Annotated in this window: 13 protein-coding genes and 1 pseudogene; 10 read left to right on the top strand and 4 right to left on the bottom strand. The window is 65.3% G+C overall.

From position 1 onward, the window contains the following. Positions 1–56 precede the first annotated feature (56 nt). The 7 genes from AC1D2O_RS13275 (at position 57) to AC1D2O_RS13245 (ending at position 5,488) form a co-directional block, all read left to right on the top strand. A complete protein-coding gene (locus tag AC1D2O_RS13275; protein WP_478157169.1) occupies positions 57–986 on the top strand; it encodes a ketopantoate reductase family protein in 930 nt (309 codons plus the stop codon). Then, the gene (locus AC1D2O_RS13270; RefSeq protein WP_478157168.1) at positions 983–1,450 is read left to right on the top strand and encodes a VOC family protein; all 468 of its coding nucleotides are present in this window, start codon (positions 983–985) and stop codon (positions 1,448–1,450) included. The genes AC1D2O_RS13275 and AC1D2O_RS13270 overlap by 4 nt, the downstream gene beginning before the upstream one ends. A 29-nt stretch (positions 1,451–1,479) precedes the next feature. Next, entirely contained in the window at positions 1,480–1,941 is a 462-nt protein-coding gene (locus tag AC1D2O_RS13265; RefSeq protein ID WP_478095075.1) for a MaoC family dehydratase, read from the top strand. Next, positions 1,938–3,167 carry a CaiB/BaiF CoA transferase family protein gene (locus AC1D2O_RS13260; RefSeq protein WP_478157165.1) on the top strand — a complete coding sequence of 410 codons (1,230 nt, stop codon included), beginning with the start codon at positions 1,938–1,940 and terminating at the stop codon, positions 3,165–3,167. Before AC1D2O_RS13265 ends, AC1D2O_RS13260 begins: the two co-directional genes overlap by 4 nt. A gap of 13 nt (positions 3,168–3,180) precedes the next feature. Then, entirely contained in the window at positions 3,181–4,002 is an 822-nt protein-coding gene (aroE, locus tag AC1D2O_RS13255) for a shikimate dehydrogenase (RefSeq protein WP_478157164.1), read from the top strand. A 25-nt stretch (positions 4,003–4,027) separates the two neighbouring features. After that, positions 4,028–4,471, top strand: a complete 444-nt coding sequence (gene aroQ / locus AC1D2O_RS13250) for a type II 3-dehydroquinate dehydratase (RefSeq protein ID WP_478092659.1) — start codon at positions 4,028–4,030, stop codon at positions 4,469–4,471. Between the two features lie 72 nt (positions 4,472–4,543). Next, complete coding sequence (locus AC1D2O_RS13245) at positions 4,544–5,488, top strand: dioxygenase family protein (RefSeq protein ID WP_478092661.1); 945 nt, start codon at positions 4,544–4,546, stop codon at positions 5,486–5,488. A gap of 78 nt (positions 5,489–5,566) precedes the next feature. On the opposite strand, the gene AC1D2O_RS13240 is transcribed toward AC1D2O_RS13245, so the two are convergent. From AC1D2O_RS13240 to AC1D2O_RS13230, 3 genes are read right to left on the bottom strand one after another with little or no spacing between them, the layout of a single operon-like run. Next, positions 5,567–6,583 (bottom strand): Bug family tripartite tricarboxylate transporter substrate binding protein, encoded by a 1,017-nt coding sequence (locus AC1D2O_RS13240; RefSeq protein ID WP_478092663.1) that lies wholly within the window; start codon positions 6,581–6,583, stop codon positions 5,567–5,569. 21 nt (positions 6,584–6,604) lie between these two features. Next, positions 6,605–7,564: a 2-hydroxyacid dehydrogenase gene (locus tag AC1D2O_RS13235; RefSeq protein WP_478092665.1), complete on the bottom strand. Its 960-nt coding sequence runs from the start codon at positions 7,562–7,564 to the stop codon at positions 6,605–6,607. A 45-nt stretch (positions 7,565–7,609) separates the two neighbouring features. Next, complete coding sequence (locus tag AC1D2O_RS13230; protein WP_478157162.1) at positions 7,610–8,806, bottom strand: mandelate racemase/muconate lactonizing enzyme family protein; 1,197 nt, start codon at positions 8,804–8,806, stop codon at positions 7,610–7,612. Between the two features lie 125 nt (positions 8,807–8,931). On the opposite strand from AC1D2O_RS13230, the gene AC1D2O_RS13225 reads away from it, so the two are divergent. Beyond that, positions 8,932–9,663, top strand: a complete 732-nt coding sequence (locus AC1D2O_RS13225) for a FadR/GntR family transcriptional regulator (RefSeq protein WP_477650322.1) — start codon at positions 8,932–8,934, stop codon at positions 9,661–9,663. Positions 9,664–10,056: 393 nt separating this feature from the next. Then, a complete protein-coding gene (locus AC1D2O_RS13220) occupies positions 10,057–10,401 on the top strand; it encodes an SMP-30/gluconolactonase/LRE family protein (RefSeq protein ID WP_478157161.1) in 345 nt (114 codons plus the stop codon). Between the two features lie 313 nt (positions 10,402–10,714). Here AC1D2O_RS13220 and AC1D2O_RS13215 read toward each other — a convergent pair. Next, positions 10,715–11,068 (bottom strand): annotated as a pseudogene (locus tag AC1D2O_RS13215) (Ku protein); the annotation flags it as partial. Between the two features lie 459 nt (positions 11,069–11,527). Between AC1D2O_RS13215 and AC1D2O_RS13210 the strand changes: the two are divergent. After that, complete coding sequence (locus AC1D2O_RS13210) at positions 11,528–11,884, top strand: hypothetical protein (protein ID WP_477650325.1); 357 nt, start codon at positions 11,528–11,530, stop codon at positions 11,882–11,884. Positions 11,885–13,331: the final 1,447 nt, after the last annotated feature.

Below are 13,331 nucleotides of genomic sequence, written 5' to 3'. Positions count from 1 at the left end.
CATAGGCAACATGAAGGCTGAAATCTATCGTTGAGTCATTCCAAACGGAGACGCACATGAAGATCTACTTTCTCGGCGCCGGCTCACTCGGTTGCGCAATTGGCGGGACCCTCGCGGCGGCGGGGTCCGACGTCACATTGATCGACTCCTTCCAGGCCCACGTCGACGCGATCAACCGCGACGGCCTGCGCATGAAGGTCGGTGACATGGAACGCGTCGTCAAGGTGCGCGCCGCGATCGACAGCAAGGGGCTGGAGGCGCCGGACCTCGTGATCGTCCTGGTCAAGTCCTTCCACACGCGGTCGGCCATCGAAGGCGCCCTGTCGATCATCGGGCCGCACACTGCGCTGATGTCGTTGCAGAACGGCATGGGCCACGAGGAAATCCTGGCCGATGTCGCGGGCCGCGAGCACGTACTGGCCGGAAAGACCTACGTCGGCGGCGTAATGCTCGGCCCCGGCCACATCATTGCCGGCACGCAGGGCAAGCGCACGGTCATTGGCGAACTCGACGGCAGCGTCACCGAGCGCGCCAAGGCCATCGCCGCCGAATTCGAACGAGCCGAGCTGCCCTGCGAGGTCAGCGACAACATCATGGGCGTGATGTGGGACAAGCTCCTCATCAACGTTTCCACGGGCGCACTGAGCGGCATCACAGGGCAGGTCTACGGCAGCCTTCATGCGGTGCCGGAGATCGAGGCGACGGCCATTGCCGCGGTCGCAGAGGCGATGGCCGTTGCGCAGGCCAGCGGCGTCAAGCTGTCGATCAAGGCGCCACGCGACGCGTGGGTCATGGCGGCAGAAGGGCTGCCCTACGAGTTCAAGACCTCGATGCTGCAGAGCCTCGAAAAGGGCTCGATCACCGAGATCGACTTCATCAATGGCTCGGTCGTGCGCGCGGGCCAGAAGTACAACGTGCCGACGCCGGTCAACCAGACATTGGTGGCCGCGATCAAGGGCATCGAACGCCGGATGGAGGCGAAATGAGCCGCGCCGCGCCGGGCCGCCCCAAGCAAGCGAGCACCCCCTCGGGGGGCAGCGACGACACGCAAGTGCGGAGCGTGGGGGCCACACCCCCCAGAGCCTATGTCGAACACGTCGCCATCTGGGTCCGCGACATTCACTGGCACATCAAGTTTTTCCGCGACGTCTGCGGCATGGTCATGCGAGAAGTACAGGGCACCGTCGAGGAGCCCATCCAGTACTGGACGCTCGGCGGCATGCAGTTCATGGCCAAGCCGGACTACGCCGGCCCCGAAGGCCGCCTCGGCCATCTGGGCGTGATGTGCGAAGACCTGGAAGCCGCACTCGCCGCCGCGCAGGCCTTCGGCGTCACCGAGATGTCGCAAGGCCGCAACTGGCTGCGCCTGCCCGATGGCCTGGCCGTCGAGTTCATCCAGGCCAGCCCCGGCGCAGTCGCCAAGGCCCTGGCCATCGATCCCCGCGCCTGAATTTTTTCAATTGCCCAGAGACACCCACCATGACCACCCTCACCATCGAAGACAAGTATTGGGACGATGCCGTCGTCGGCGAAGAATGCACCAGCCCGCCCTATGAAGTGACCGAAGCCCGCGTGATGGCGTATGCCGACCTCACCGGCGACCACACGCCAGTGCACACCGACGAGGCCTATGCCCGCACCACGCCGTTCGGCACCCGTGTGGCCCACGGACTGTTCGGCCTGTCGGTCGCTGATGGCCTCAAGACCCAGAGCGACATGCGCTTCATGCCCGGCATGTCGCTGGGCTGGGAATGGAGCTTTGTCGCCCCCATCAAGCTCGGTGACACGGTGCGGGTGAGGTTCCATGTCGGCACCAAGCGCGAGTCGAAGAGCAAGCCGGGCTGGGGCATCCTGGTGCTGCCGTCGGAGCTCGTCAACCAGCGCGATGAAGTCGTGCAAAAGGGCGAGCACCGCGTGATGGTGCCGAGGAAGACGGCATGAACGCGGCACGACAACAAGCGCTGCCGCTGGCCGGCATCCGCGTCATCGACTACAGCCACTTCCTGGCCGGCCCTTACGTCGGTCGATGCCTCGCGGCACTGGGCGCCGAAGTCATCAAGGTCGAGCGCCCCGGCACCGGTGACGCGGGTCGCCAGCATGCCTGGTTCGTGGGCGACCACAGCGGCTACTTCCTCCAGCAGAACATGGGCAAGAAGGGACTGTCGGTCAACACCAAGGACCCGCGCGGCCGCGCCTTGATGAAGAAGCTGGTCGACAGCGCCGACGTGTTCGTCGAGAACTACCGTCCCGGTGCGCTGGACAAGCTGGGCTTGGGCTATGCGGAACTGGCCGAGACGAATCCGGGCCTCGTGTACTGCTCGATCTCCGCCTATGGCCACACCGGACCGGACTCGCATCGCGCCGGATTCGGCCTCATCGCCGAGGCCAAGAGCGGCATCATGCAGATGGTCGGCAACCCCGGCGAGGCGCCGCCGCTGCTGCGCATCTCGCTGGGCGACATGTATACCGGCATCCACGCCGTCGCTGCGATCAACGCCGCGCTGCTGGGTCGCGTGAAGTCGGGCCGCGGTCAGCACATCGACATGGCGCTGTACGACACGCTGGTGTCGATGCACGAATACGCGGTGCAGTGCTATACGCTCTCGGACGGCAAGGAAGTTCCTGTGCAGACCGGCCACGACATGCCCAACTCGACGCTCTACGGCGTGTTCCGCGCGCAGGACGGCGATCTGGTCATCGCCGCGCAGGTGGACGATGCGTGGAAGCGATTCGCCGCCCTGGTCGAGCACACTGGCGGGCCGGCGGGCTTCGGCAGCGACACGCGGCTGCATGCCGCGGCCGGGCGCAATGCGAATCGCCTCGAGATCCTCGAAGTCGTTCGCCCCTGGGTTGCAGCGCGCCCCGTCGTCGACGTATTGAAAATGCTCGATGGCATCGACGTGCCCTGCGCCAAGGTGCAGCGCATCGACGAAGTGCTGGCCGACCCGCAGATCCGGGCGCGCGGCATGGTGGTGGAGCAGGACCATCCCGTGCTCGGCAAGATCCGCCTGCCCAACCTGCCTTTCCGCATGTCGGGCTGCGACACCTCGATCACGCAAGTGGCGCCGGACCTTGGTGAACACAACGCCGAGATCGCCGCCAGCCTCGGCTTCGACGCCGCGCAGATCGCCGACATGCAGGCCGACGGCGTGCTGTTCAGCGCATGAGGAGGCACGCACCATGACCGACAAGTACGCCGTCATCGGCAACCCCATCGGCCACACCAAGTCGCCGATGATCCACGGCAGCTTTGCGAAGGTGACCGATCAGGACATCGACTACATCGCGATTGAAGGCTCGCTCGAGCACTTTGCGGATGACGTGCATGCGTTTCGCAAGTCAGGCGGCCTGGGCATGAACGTGACCGCGCCGTTCAAGCTGCAAGCCTTTGCGCTGGCAACGGATCGGCTCGAACGTGCCGAACTGGCTGGTGCCACCAACGCATTGAAGTTCGAGGGCGACCGCATCATTGCCGACAACTTCGACGGCGTCGGCCTGACCAACGACATCCAGCGCAACCTGGGCTTCCCGCTCAAGGGCGCGCGCATGCTGGTGCTCGGTTCCGGCGGCGCGGTGCGCGGAGCTTTGTTGCCGTTCCTTGCGCAGCAGCCGGCCGAATTGGTGCTGGCGAACCGCAGCGTGTCGAAGGCAGCCGATCTTGCCGCGCAATTCGCCGCGCAGGGTCCCGTGCGGGCTTGCGGCTATGGTGATCTGACCGGGGAGAGATTCGACATCGTCATCAACGGCACCTCGGCCAGCCTGAAGGCCGAGTTGCCGCCGGTGCCGGCCGAGGCGCTCCGCAACGCGAAGCTGGCCTACGAACTGGCCTACGGCAAGGGCCTGACACCCTTCCTGCGTCTGGCACGGAACGCCGGCGTGCCCAAGCTCGCCGACGGCGTGGGTATGCTGGTCGAGCAGGCTGCGCAAGCCTTCGTCTGGTGGCGCGGCGTGCGACCCGACACCCGGCCGGTCATCGAGCGCATGACCATCCCGTTGGTTTGAACCCGCGACAAGAAGGAGACACCCCATGAAGATCCTCATGCTCCACGGCATCAACCACAACATGTTCGGCAAGCGCGACCCGAAGCAATACGGCACCACGACGCTGGCCGAGATCGATGCACAGTTGCAGGCGCTGGGCAAGGAACTCGGCGCCGAGATCGAGAGCTTCCAGACCAACGGCGAAAGCGCCATGTGCGAGCGCATCCACCAGGGCTTCACCGATGGCGTCGACGCGGTGCTGATCAACGCCGGCGCCTGGACCCACTACAGCTACGGCATCCGGGATGCGCTGGCGATCCTCACGGTGCCGGTGGTCGAACTGCACATGTCCAACATCCATGCGCGCGAGGGGTTCCGCCATCACTCGGTGTTTGCGGAGATCGTGAAGGGCCAGATCTGCGGCTTCGGGGTGGACAGCTACCTGCTCGGCTTGCGTGCTGCCGTATCGGCGGCGCGGGTCGCTGGCTGACAACAGGGCAAGTCCTGGCATTGACTTGATGGACCGCAGTATCGTTCCCCATCGAAGCAAGGAGACTTCCCTGTGATCATCAAGACCCAACAAGACGTGACGGCCGCAGTGTTGGCCGAGGTGGCCCGAAGCGAAAACCCGCGCTTCAAGGAACTCATGACCGCAGCAGTGCAACACCTGCACGGCTTCGTGCGAGATGCCAGGCTGACCGAGGCCGAGTTCCACCAGGCTTGCGGCTTGATCGCCAATCTCGGCCAGTTGACCACTGCATCGCACAACGAAGTGGTGCTCATCGCCGGTTCGCTGGGCATCTCGTCGCTGGTCTGCCTGCTCAACAACGGCGATCACGGACAGACGGACACGACCGCCAATCTCATGGGCCCGTTCTGGCGCATGGATTCGCCGGCGACGGCGAACGGTGATTCGATCGTTCGCTCGCCCACGCCCGGCGCGCCGATCTTCGTCAACGCCTGGGTGCGCGACAGCCAGGGCCGGCCGGTGGAAGGCGCCGAAGTCGACGTGTGGCATACCTCAGCGGAGGGCTTCTACGAGAACCAGGACCCGGGGCAGACCGACATGAACCTGCGCGGCAAGTTCGCCACCGACGTGCGCGGCCGTATCGCGTTCAGGAGCGTCAAGCCGGCTGGCTACCCGATCCCGTTGAGCGGCCCGGTCGGCGCGCTGTTGCGCGCACAGGGCCGTCACAACATGCGCCCGGCCCACATCCATTTCATGATCCACAAGCCGGGCTTCAAGACGCAGTTCTCGCAGGTCTATTCGAGCGATGACCCACGCCTTGAAACCGATGTGCAGTTCGGGGTGACGCAAGCTCTGATTGGCCAGTACGTGCTGCATGCCGACGAGCCGGCGCCGGCCGGCGATGTCAGCGGGCCGTGGTATTCGCTCGACCATCACTTCGTGATCGAGCCGGGCGAGGCCAGGCTGCCGAAGCCGCCGATCACCGGCAAGGCGAACGGCGAGCGGCCGACCTTGCAGGTGCTGGAGCGCAAAGCCTGAAGCCCTCGGCGCACCGATTCCACGCGTGAGTGACAGGGGGAGCCTCGAGCGAATTCCGGCCATCGCATGGCGCGCGCTCTACTCCGCCTTGATGTTGTTGTCTTTGACCACCTTGCCCCAGCGCTGGGTCTCGGTTTGCATCCATTGCGCGATCTGCTGCCGGTTCATGGTCGATGGCTCGGAGCCGAGTTCCTGCAGACGGGTGGCGAAGTCGGGGCGCGTCACGATGCGCTGCACGGCCTCCTGCAACTTGTCCAGCACCGCTGGCGGTGTGTTGGCGGGCGCCAGCAAGCCCTGCCAGGAACCCGTCACGAAGTTGGGGATCTGCGAGGCGACGGTCGGCACACCCGGGGTCGCTGCAAACGGCTTGGCGCTCGTGACCGCAATGGCCTTGACCTTGCCGCCCTGCACCAGTTGGTTGGTGGCGACCACGCTCGCCATCGCGCTGTCGATCTGACCCCCCGCGAGGTCCGCCAGGGCCTGGGCGCCGCCCTTGTAGCCGATGACGTTGAATTCGAAGCCGCGGTCCTGCGCGAGCAGGATGCCCGCCAGTTGGCTGATGGAGGCCAGCGGCGTGCCGAAGCTCACGGGCTTGCCGCTCTTCTTGGCGTAGGCGGCGAGCTCGTCGATGTTCTTCACCGGCAGATCGTTCCGGACCACCAGGAGGTGCGGTGAATACGCCGGAATCGCGATCGGCGTCAGGTCCTTCTGCGGGTTGTAGGGCAGTTGCGCCACCACGCTGGGGCCGATGGTCAACACGCTCATGTCCAGCAGCAGCAGGTTGTAGCCGTCCGGCGCGGACTTGGCCACGAACGCCGCACCGATGTTGCCATTGCCTCCAGCCTTGTTCTCCACAATGACCGGCTGCTTGAACATCTCGCCCAACTCCTTGGCCAGCAGGCGCCCCAGCACGTCCGAGGTGCCGCCCGCCGGGTTGGGCACGGTGATGCGGATCATCCTGCTGGGGTAGCTCGCCGCGTCCTCCGCATGGACCGGCAGGGACGCGCCTGCCAGCATCGCCACGGCGGCCATGCCGAGCAGTGCGCGCCTGGCCAGGGGGAGGGCGGACGGGGTCGTTGAAGTCTCGGCTTTCATGGGTATCTCCGTTGAAGGTGGTCAGGGCGCCTGGTAGATCACGTTGAAGAGCGGCTGCCCCTGTTGCAGTCGCACGATGTTCTGGGCCATGAAGCGGTAGCGCCGCTCGAGCAGCGCCGGCGTCATGGCCGAGATATGGGGCGTGGCGCGGACGTTGGGCAGTTCATGCAGCGGCCAGCGTGAGGGGTTCACTGGCGCCCCGCCCTTTTTCGGGTACTGGTACCAGACGTCGAGGACGGCCCGTCCCAGTTGCTTGTCACGCAGGGCTTCATAAAGTGCCTGCTCGTCGACGACTTCTGCGCGGGCCACGTTGACCAGCAAAGAGTGCGCGGGCAGCGATGCAAGCTGGCGCGCGCCGATCAGGCCGCGGGTGCTGTCGTCCAGCGGGCAACAGACCACCAGGACTTGAACCCGTGCCAGCACTTCGTCCAGCGCCGACACCGCGACGTATTCATGCGCCAGTTCCTCCGGGCCCTGTTTGCCGCTGCGCGTCACGGCCATCACGTGCATGCCGCAGGCCCGCGCGCGCCGGGCAATCTCCTGCCCGATGTGACCAAATCCCAGGATGGCGACGGTCTTGCCATTGGCCTCGTCGTGTGGGGCGCGGTTGGCGTAGGCCTGCGCCCAGGCGCTCGCGTCCAGCTGCGACGGGTACTGCCAGAGTTGCAGGAAGTGCTCCAGGATGGCGTGCAGGGTGAACTCGGCGATGGGCACCTCGTGACCGTGCACATTGCACACCGTGGTTCCCGGGGGCAACGATGGGCAGGCGATCTGTTCCGATCCCGCCCCGGGCACATGCACCAGCCGGCAGCGCAGGCGGGCGGCTTCGTCGGCGCTGATGCTGTTGCTGATGACGACGTCCGAGGGGATAACGCCAGCCTCGGGAAAGGCGTGAAGCGCCTCGACCTCGTGCCCGGGGCCGAGGAGCGCGCGCAACCGGGGCGCGTTGGGTGCATGGAGCCCGACGATCTGGATATGCATGGGAAGTCTTGCGAAGGAGCGGTCGAGACGGCGAGGCAATGCCCGCTAGCGGCTTTCGCGGACGATGAGGTCCGGTCGCTGCTTGAGGCTGTCCTGCAAGCGCGTACCCAACCCAGGCGCCACGGGCGGCTGGGCCATCCCCTCACGGATCACCGGCAGGTCGGTCACGATGTCGCGGTACCAGGTGGCCAGCGTGGCGCGCACCACCTCCTGATAGATGGCCGTCGGCGCGTGCAATGCCATCTGCAGGCCTGCCATCAACGTGACCGGGCCGGTGCAGTCGTGCGGTGCCAGCGGCCGGTTGTAGGCTTGGGCGAGCGCTGCGATCTTGCGCCCCTCGGTGAAGCCGCCGCACCAGGCGAGGTCCAGCATCACCACGTCGAGCGCATCGTTGGCGAGCAAATCTCGGAAAGGGCGCAGGCCGCCCAGCGTTTCACTTCCGCACACCGGCACGCGTGTGCGGCGCCGCAGGTCGGCGAGGCCGGCGGCGTCGTCCATCTTGCACAGCGGGTCTTCGACCCAGAACACGTTGTAGTCCTCCAGCGCCTGGCAGATGCGCAAGGCCGAGTGGCCACCGAAGAGGCTGTGCAACTCGCACATGACCTCGATGCGGTTGCCGACGGCATCGCGAATGCGCCGGAACGGCTCCAGGCCCTTTTCCAGGTCGGGCAGGCTGATGAGATGGCCGCCGCTTCCGGGCGCGTAGATGTCGAAGGGCCAGATCTTCATGGCCTTGTACCCTTCGTCCAGCAGGCTGCGGGCGAGCGCGCCGGCGTCACGCATGAAGGCCACCTGGTCGTCGTAAGGCCCCTGAGACTGGTCGTGCGCGCCGATGTCGCGACGCTTGCCGGTGGTGTTGAAGCTGTAGCCCGCGCAGGTGTTGTAGACCGGCACGCTCGGGCGTGCCGCGCCGCCCAGCGCCTCGTGGATGGGCACGCCCTGGCGCTGGCCCGCCAGGTCCCACAACGCGATGTCGACGGCGCTGGCAGAGCGCACCTCCACGCCGGAGCTGTTGTAGCCGACGTAAGGCGTGAGCAGGTGGCGTGAGATGCCTTCGATGTGCCGCGCGTCGCGCCCCAGCAACCAGGGAGCGAGTTCGTCATGCAGGCAGGTTTCGACCGAAGCGGCCCCGCGAAAGGTCTCCCCCAGCCCGACGAGGCCATCGCTCGTTTCCAGCTCGAGCCAGATCAGGCTGGGCCGGTCCGGCAGCCGGTAGGTACGAAGACAGCGGATGGTTGACATGATTGACAGCTTTTTATATCTTCAGGGGGGAAATTTGGAGATTTGCCGAGCGATTGGGTCTGAAGTAAATTGTCTGCGCCCAGGCACTCGCACTTTTGGCCGATTACCCTGTAAAGAGCTGTTATATGCAAGCACCCGTTTCAGACGCCACGGACCTGGCCGCGCACGCACACAGGGCGGACCGGTTGCTGGGCGACAAGGTCTACGAGGACCTGATGCAACTGCTCGGCACGCCGGGCTTCGAGCCGCGCGCACGGCTGCCCGGTGAAACGGCGCTGTCACAGCGGCTCGGCGTGTCGCGCCCGGTGCTGCGCCAGGCGCTGGCGCGCCTTCGCGACGAGGGCCGCATCTACGCGCGCAAGGGCTCGGGCACTTTCGTCACAGATGCGCTGCCTCAGGCCAAGCCTATCTCGCTCAGCACGCTGGAGAACATCGCAGACATCCGCGCCTTTCTGGAATTCCGGTGCTTCATGGAAGGCGAAGCCGCCGCCCGCGCGGCGCTGACGCGCACCACCGATCAGATGCACCACATCCGCCTGTGTCGCGAGCGTTTCGAGCAGGCCCTTGCGGACGGAAGCGATGCCGTGGAAGAAGACGTCGCCTTCCACGACGCGGTGGCCCAAGCCTGCGGCAACCGCTTTTTCAGCATGACGATGAACGCCCTGGCGCCGCAGACCCGCTTCAGCATCGGACTCTCACGAAGCCTCGCGGGGCGGCCGCAAGGGCAGCGACGGACCGGCGTGTGTCAGGAGCACGCGGCTGTGGAGATGGCCATCGAGCAGCAGGACACCGCAGTCGCGCGGCAGGCCATGGAGGCGCACCTGCGCGGGGGCATCGCGCGCCTGTTCGGGCACTGACTCCCCGATTGGCCTGCGTGCGACTGCGGGCGTCGTCCAAAAGCGGTGAAGGTCTCATGCAGACCGATTGCTCAAGTGACCCGCAAGGCGCGAAGGGCACGGATGGATCCATTCCCGCTGGTCGAAATTTCAAAGCGAAGAACAGCGGCGTGACCGGAAGCGGGCGTTGCAGGTGGGATGCTTCATGCGCCCAGTTGCCGCAGTGAGTTTCGCAGCGCCTTGGCGAATCTTGGGTCGACCACCGCGCCCGCGTTGAACCTCGACCAAGGCGAAACGGCTGAGGAGTCCACGCTGAACACCCGGCCAGGCGCCATCATGATTTTCTGAGGCAGAAGAGTCTGGGCCAGGACCAGCGAGTCGGCCACGCCGGGCAAGGCTGCCCACACGGCGCCGGTGTCGGGCGCGATCTTGCTGCTGAAGCCAGGGCAGGGTGCGGTGCGCAGGCTCGCCACGGTGCCCAAGGGCTCTGGCCGTGTCAGCGGATTGGCGTTCGATGCGCAGGGGGGCATATGGACCGCTCTTTGCGATGGCTGGTCCGTCGTGCGGTTCTCGCCCGACGGCCAACTCGTCCGGGTCGTGGGCCTGCCCGTGCCCTGTGCCACCGATTTGGCCTTCTCGCCCAAGCCGGAGGCGACGGGCGGCGAAAGGCTGGTGATCACCACGGCGCGTCACAGTGTGCCGCTCGACACGCTGGCCAATGCGCCGCTGTCAGGTCGGCTGTTCACGTTACTGCCCTGATACCGGGCCGGATTTCAAGACCTCAGCGCGTTTGGAATGAGCGAGAGTTGTTGACCAACTCCTGCAAAGCCACCATCTGCCTGGTCACGAAATCGCGAGTTGGGGCAACGTCACAATGCCCATGCCTCCGATCTTCGACTTGTCGATGATCCGAACAGAACCGGCCCGCCGGCCTCAGGCGACCTTGCGGGTCTTCTTCGCAGGATTCTTGCGCGCCGCCTTTCTCGCCGGTCGCCTGGCCGGCTTGAGGCTGCGTGCCAGGAGTTCGGTCAGGTCGATGATCCTGGCGCCTTCGGGCGCCTTTTCCTCGGGCGGGCGCCAGGTAATAGGGGCGTTCGAGGTAGACGAATGGAATCTCGCCGGCCTCGACGAAGCGCAGGATCTCGATCGTCTGGGTGGTGCGCGGATACGCGGCCTCGATGTCCTCGTTCGACAGGACCACATACTTGCCGTCTTCGTACTCGACGCCCCTGACGATGTCGTCGCGGGCGATTTCCTTGCCGGTCTTCTTGTTGATGCGCCGGTAGCCGACCGGATCCATGCTGCGCCGGTCGAGCCAATCGAAGTCGACGCCCTGTTCGATGCTCGCGGTGTGCAAGCCCACCGGGATGTGGACCAGGCCGAAGGTGATTGCACCCTTCCAGAGCGTGCGGCTGCCGGAAGCCACGAGGCCGCTCACTGCGCGCCGTGGCGCTCGAACCTGCACGGCGCCTCGCCGGCCTTGTGGGCATCGACCATCGAACTGTGTGCATCGTGGGCAGGAAGATCGTCGGGCATTGCAGCTCTCCATCGGATGCGCAGCAGCGTGGCAGCCGGCGGGCGCCTGCGATGGCGGAAAGGCCTCCGTTTTCATGCAGGACGACGCCGACGCATTCGCCTGCGGCGCGGGACCCGTGGGGGAAAGTGATGATCGGGAACGACGCCGCCGCCTACAGGCGCTCAGCCCGTAGCCTGATGGCACGATTGCTTCATCCGCTGCATACCCTCAACGGTGATCAGCGGATCCAGGGCCGACGCTCCAGCCTCGCCGCCAGGCGGGAGCATTCGACGACGGGTCCGACAGAAACTGCGTGAACGCCGGTCACGCCGGCTCGAGTTCCATGGCGCTGCAGGAAGGAGACCGATCATGAAATGCGAAGCGATTCATTGCTTCGACAAGGCGAGCGTTCGGTTCGCCATCTATCCCGACGGGCTCGACGGCCCGCGCATCCTTGCCGAAATATCCGAGGACGCGTTGCGCGACCTGTTCGGCGGACGCGGGCGCGGCGACAGCCTGGTGCACGCTTGCCAGCTTCATTTCGATGTGATCGAGGCCAAGGCTTTGCTGCGCCATCGCGTCGAACCGTCCAAGCCCGTCAAGCTGGATACGCGTGATTTCGCCATCTCCGCCCTGTCCGCCGGGAGTGTGCTACCCGATGGGAATGAACCTCGTGACGACCACCAGCGAAATGATCACGAGCCCAAAGAACGCGAAATCCAATGACCACGCCCACTCGGACCCGACGCGCGGCTGCTTGGCGGATGGCATGGGTTCGCTGGGACTCTCGTTTGCATAGAACGCCGGCAGCTTGTGCGAACAGCCTTTGCACAGACGTGCGGAGCCCAGGTTGATGGTGCTGCAGGCCTCACAGATCTCGACTGCGGTCGTGCCCGTTTGCATTCTTGCAAGATCGATGAGGCTCCCAAAAGCGACCCCCGAAGGGGAATCCGCAGGCTCGACGAAGGTCACTGAAACGGTGCTCATGAATGCTCTCCTCGGCGAAGGTTGGATGCTTGGCCATCGAAGCGCGCACGTCGGAAGTACCACTCCACCTTGGCCTGTGCGAGGCTGCGTCCCAATCGCTGCTCTGCCACAGCGAGCCTTGCGAACATCAGCAGTTCTGCGTCCGCGGGCCCAGGGCCCGAACCGTCAAGCTGTTTGCGGAAGGCGCATACGATGCGGTCTTGCACCGCTTTCCTGACGCGCCCTGCGGCGGCCCAGGCCCTTTGCGCGCTCGTTTTTCGAAGACCGAGCAGGGCTCGCGTCGGCGCGCCCTTGCATCGCCGCAAGGCACTTGCCGGGCGCTTGTTCCTCCGCGACGCTGACTTCCTTCTGCGAGTGACAGGCTTTGACATCCTTTTTCCCCTTCAAAGCAAGGCAGATGTGAAAACGTCACATCCATAGTACTCTTGTCTTATATTGATGTGCACTTGCTTTGTAAGACAGCGACCAATGTTGCTGTCCAGTTGGTAACGGAGCGTTGCGACCCGCCTCTTCCCTTCCGAGGATCCGTGGGTCAGGCTCGTCGGCGCGGGCAGCATCATCGTCAGCGGGCTGCGCTACAGGCTGGTCCACGCGGACTTCACGAGCGGCATTGCCCGGCAGGTCGATTCGGCCGCGGATATTTGCGGGCCGCTTTCCTCCGTCAATCCGGCACAAGGCAGTGTCGTCATCCTGGGCACGACAGCGACCACGAACGAGACCACCACCTGGGCCGATGCGACCGGGCTTGCCGCGGCCTTGGTTGGTGATGTCCCCGTGTCGAGGCGTCCCTGTGTCGAGGCGAGTGACGTAAGCCATTGATTCCTAATGAGAAAATTCGGGTATGCGAGAGGGTCATTTCGTTGGAAAGGTACGATCACCCCTGATGGGATATTTCGCGTAAGCGTGTCAATGCATCGAAGAGTGCGGCCACCCCTTGGCGGACGGGCCGAATTGCACGGGGCGGCCGACTGATTGCGCACAATCCCCCTTCACTGACCAAAGAACTAAATCGAATGAATTCAAAGCCAGTGTGGAGACGGTTTCCGGCCATGTTCAACCTGAACGACGGCCGCTGGGGCCGGGGCGACGATTCGTCGTCCAACGGGGAGCGTCCCGCCGCCCAGCGGCCCGACGGCGAGCCGCCGGCACCGCCGCCCTCGGGCAACAACAACAACCGTCCGCGCGG

The organism is Variovorax sp. P1_G12 (genome assembly GCF_056405555.1).
Note: the sequence above shows the minus strand (reverse complement) of the source record. Positions and strands in the feature narration are given on the sequence as shown.

Bases quoted from the DNA above. Each gene is read 5' to 3' on its own strand.
- AC1D2O_RS13275 (WP_478157169.1), top strand. From the start codon at position 57: ATGAAGATCTACTTTCTCGGCGCCGGCTCACTCGGTTGCGCAATTGGC.
- AC1D2O_RS13270 (WP_478157168.1), top strand. From the start codon at position 983: ATGAGCCGCGCCGCGCCGGGCCGCCCCAAGCAAGCGAGCACCCCCTCG.
- AC1D2O_RS13265 (WP_478095075.1), top strand. From the start codon at position 1,480: ATGACCACCCTCACCATCGAAGACAAGTATTGGGACGATGCCGTCGTC.
- AC1D2O_RS13260 (WP_478157165.1), top strand. From the start codon at position 1,938: ATGAACGCGGCACGACAACAAGCGCTGCCGCTGGCCGGCATCCGCGTC.
- aroE (WP_478157164.1), top strand. From the start codon at position 3,181: ATGACCGACAAGTACGCCGTCATCGGCAACCCCATCGGCCACACCAAG.
- aroQ (WP_478092659.1), top strand. From the start codon at position 4,028: ATGAAGATCCTCATGCTCCACGGCATCAACCACAACATGTTCGGCAAG.
- AC1D2O_RS13240 (WP_478092663.1), bottom strand. From the start codon at position 6,583: ATGAAAGCCGAGACTTCAACGACCCCGTCCGCCCTCCCCCTGGCCAGG.
- AC1D2O_RS13235 (WP_478092665.1), bottom strand. From the start codon at position 7,564: ATGCATATCCAGATCGTCGGGCTCCATGCACCCAACGCGCCCCGGTTG.
- AC1D2O_RS13230 (WP_478157162.1), bottom strand. From the start codon at position 8,806: ATGTCAACCATCCGCTGTCTTCGTACCTACCGGCTGCCGGACCGGCCC.
- AC1D2O_RS13225 (WP_477650322.1), top strand. From the start codon at position 8,932: ATGCAAGCACCCGTTTCAGACGCCACGGACCTGGCCGCGCACGCACAC.
- AC1D2O_RS13210 (WP_477650325.1), top strand. From the start codon at position 11,528: ATGAAATGCGAAGCGATTCATTGCTTCGACAAGGCGAGCGTTCGGTTC.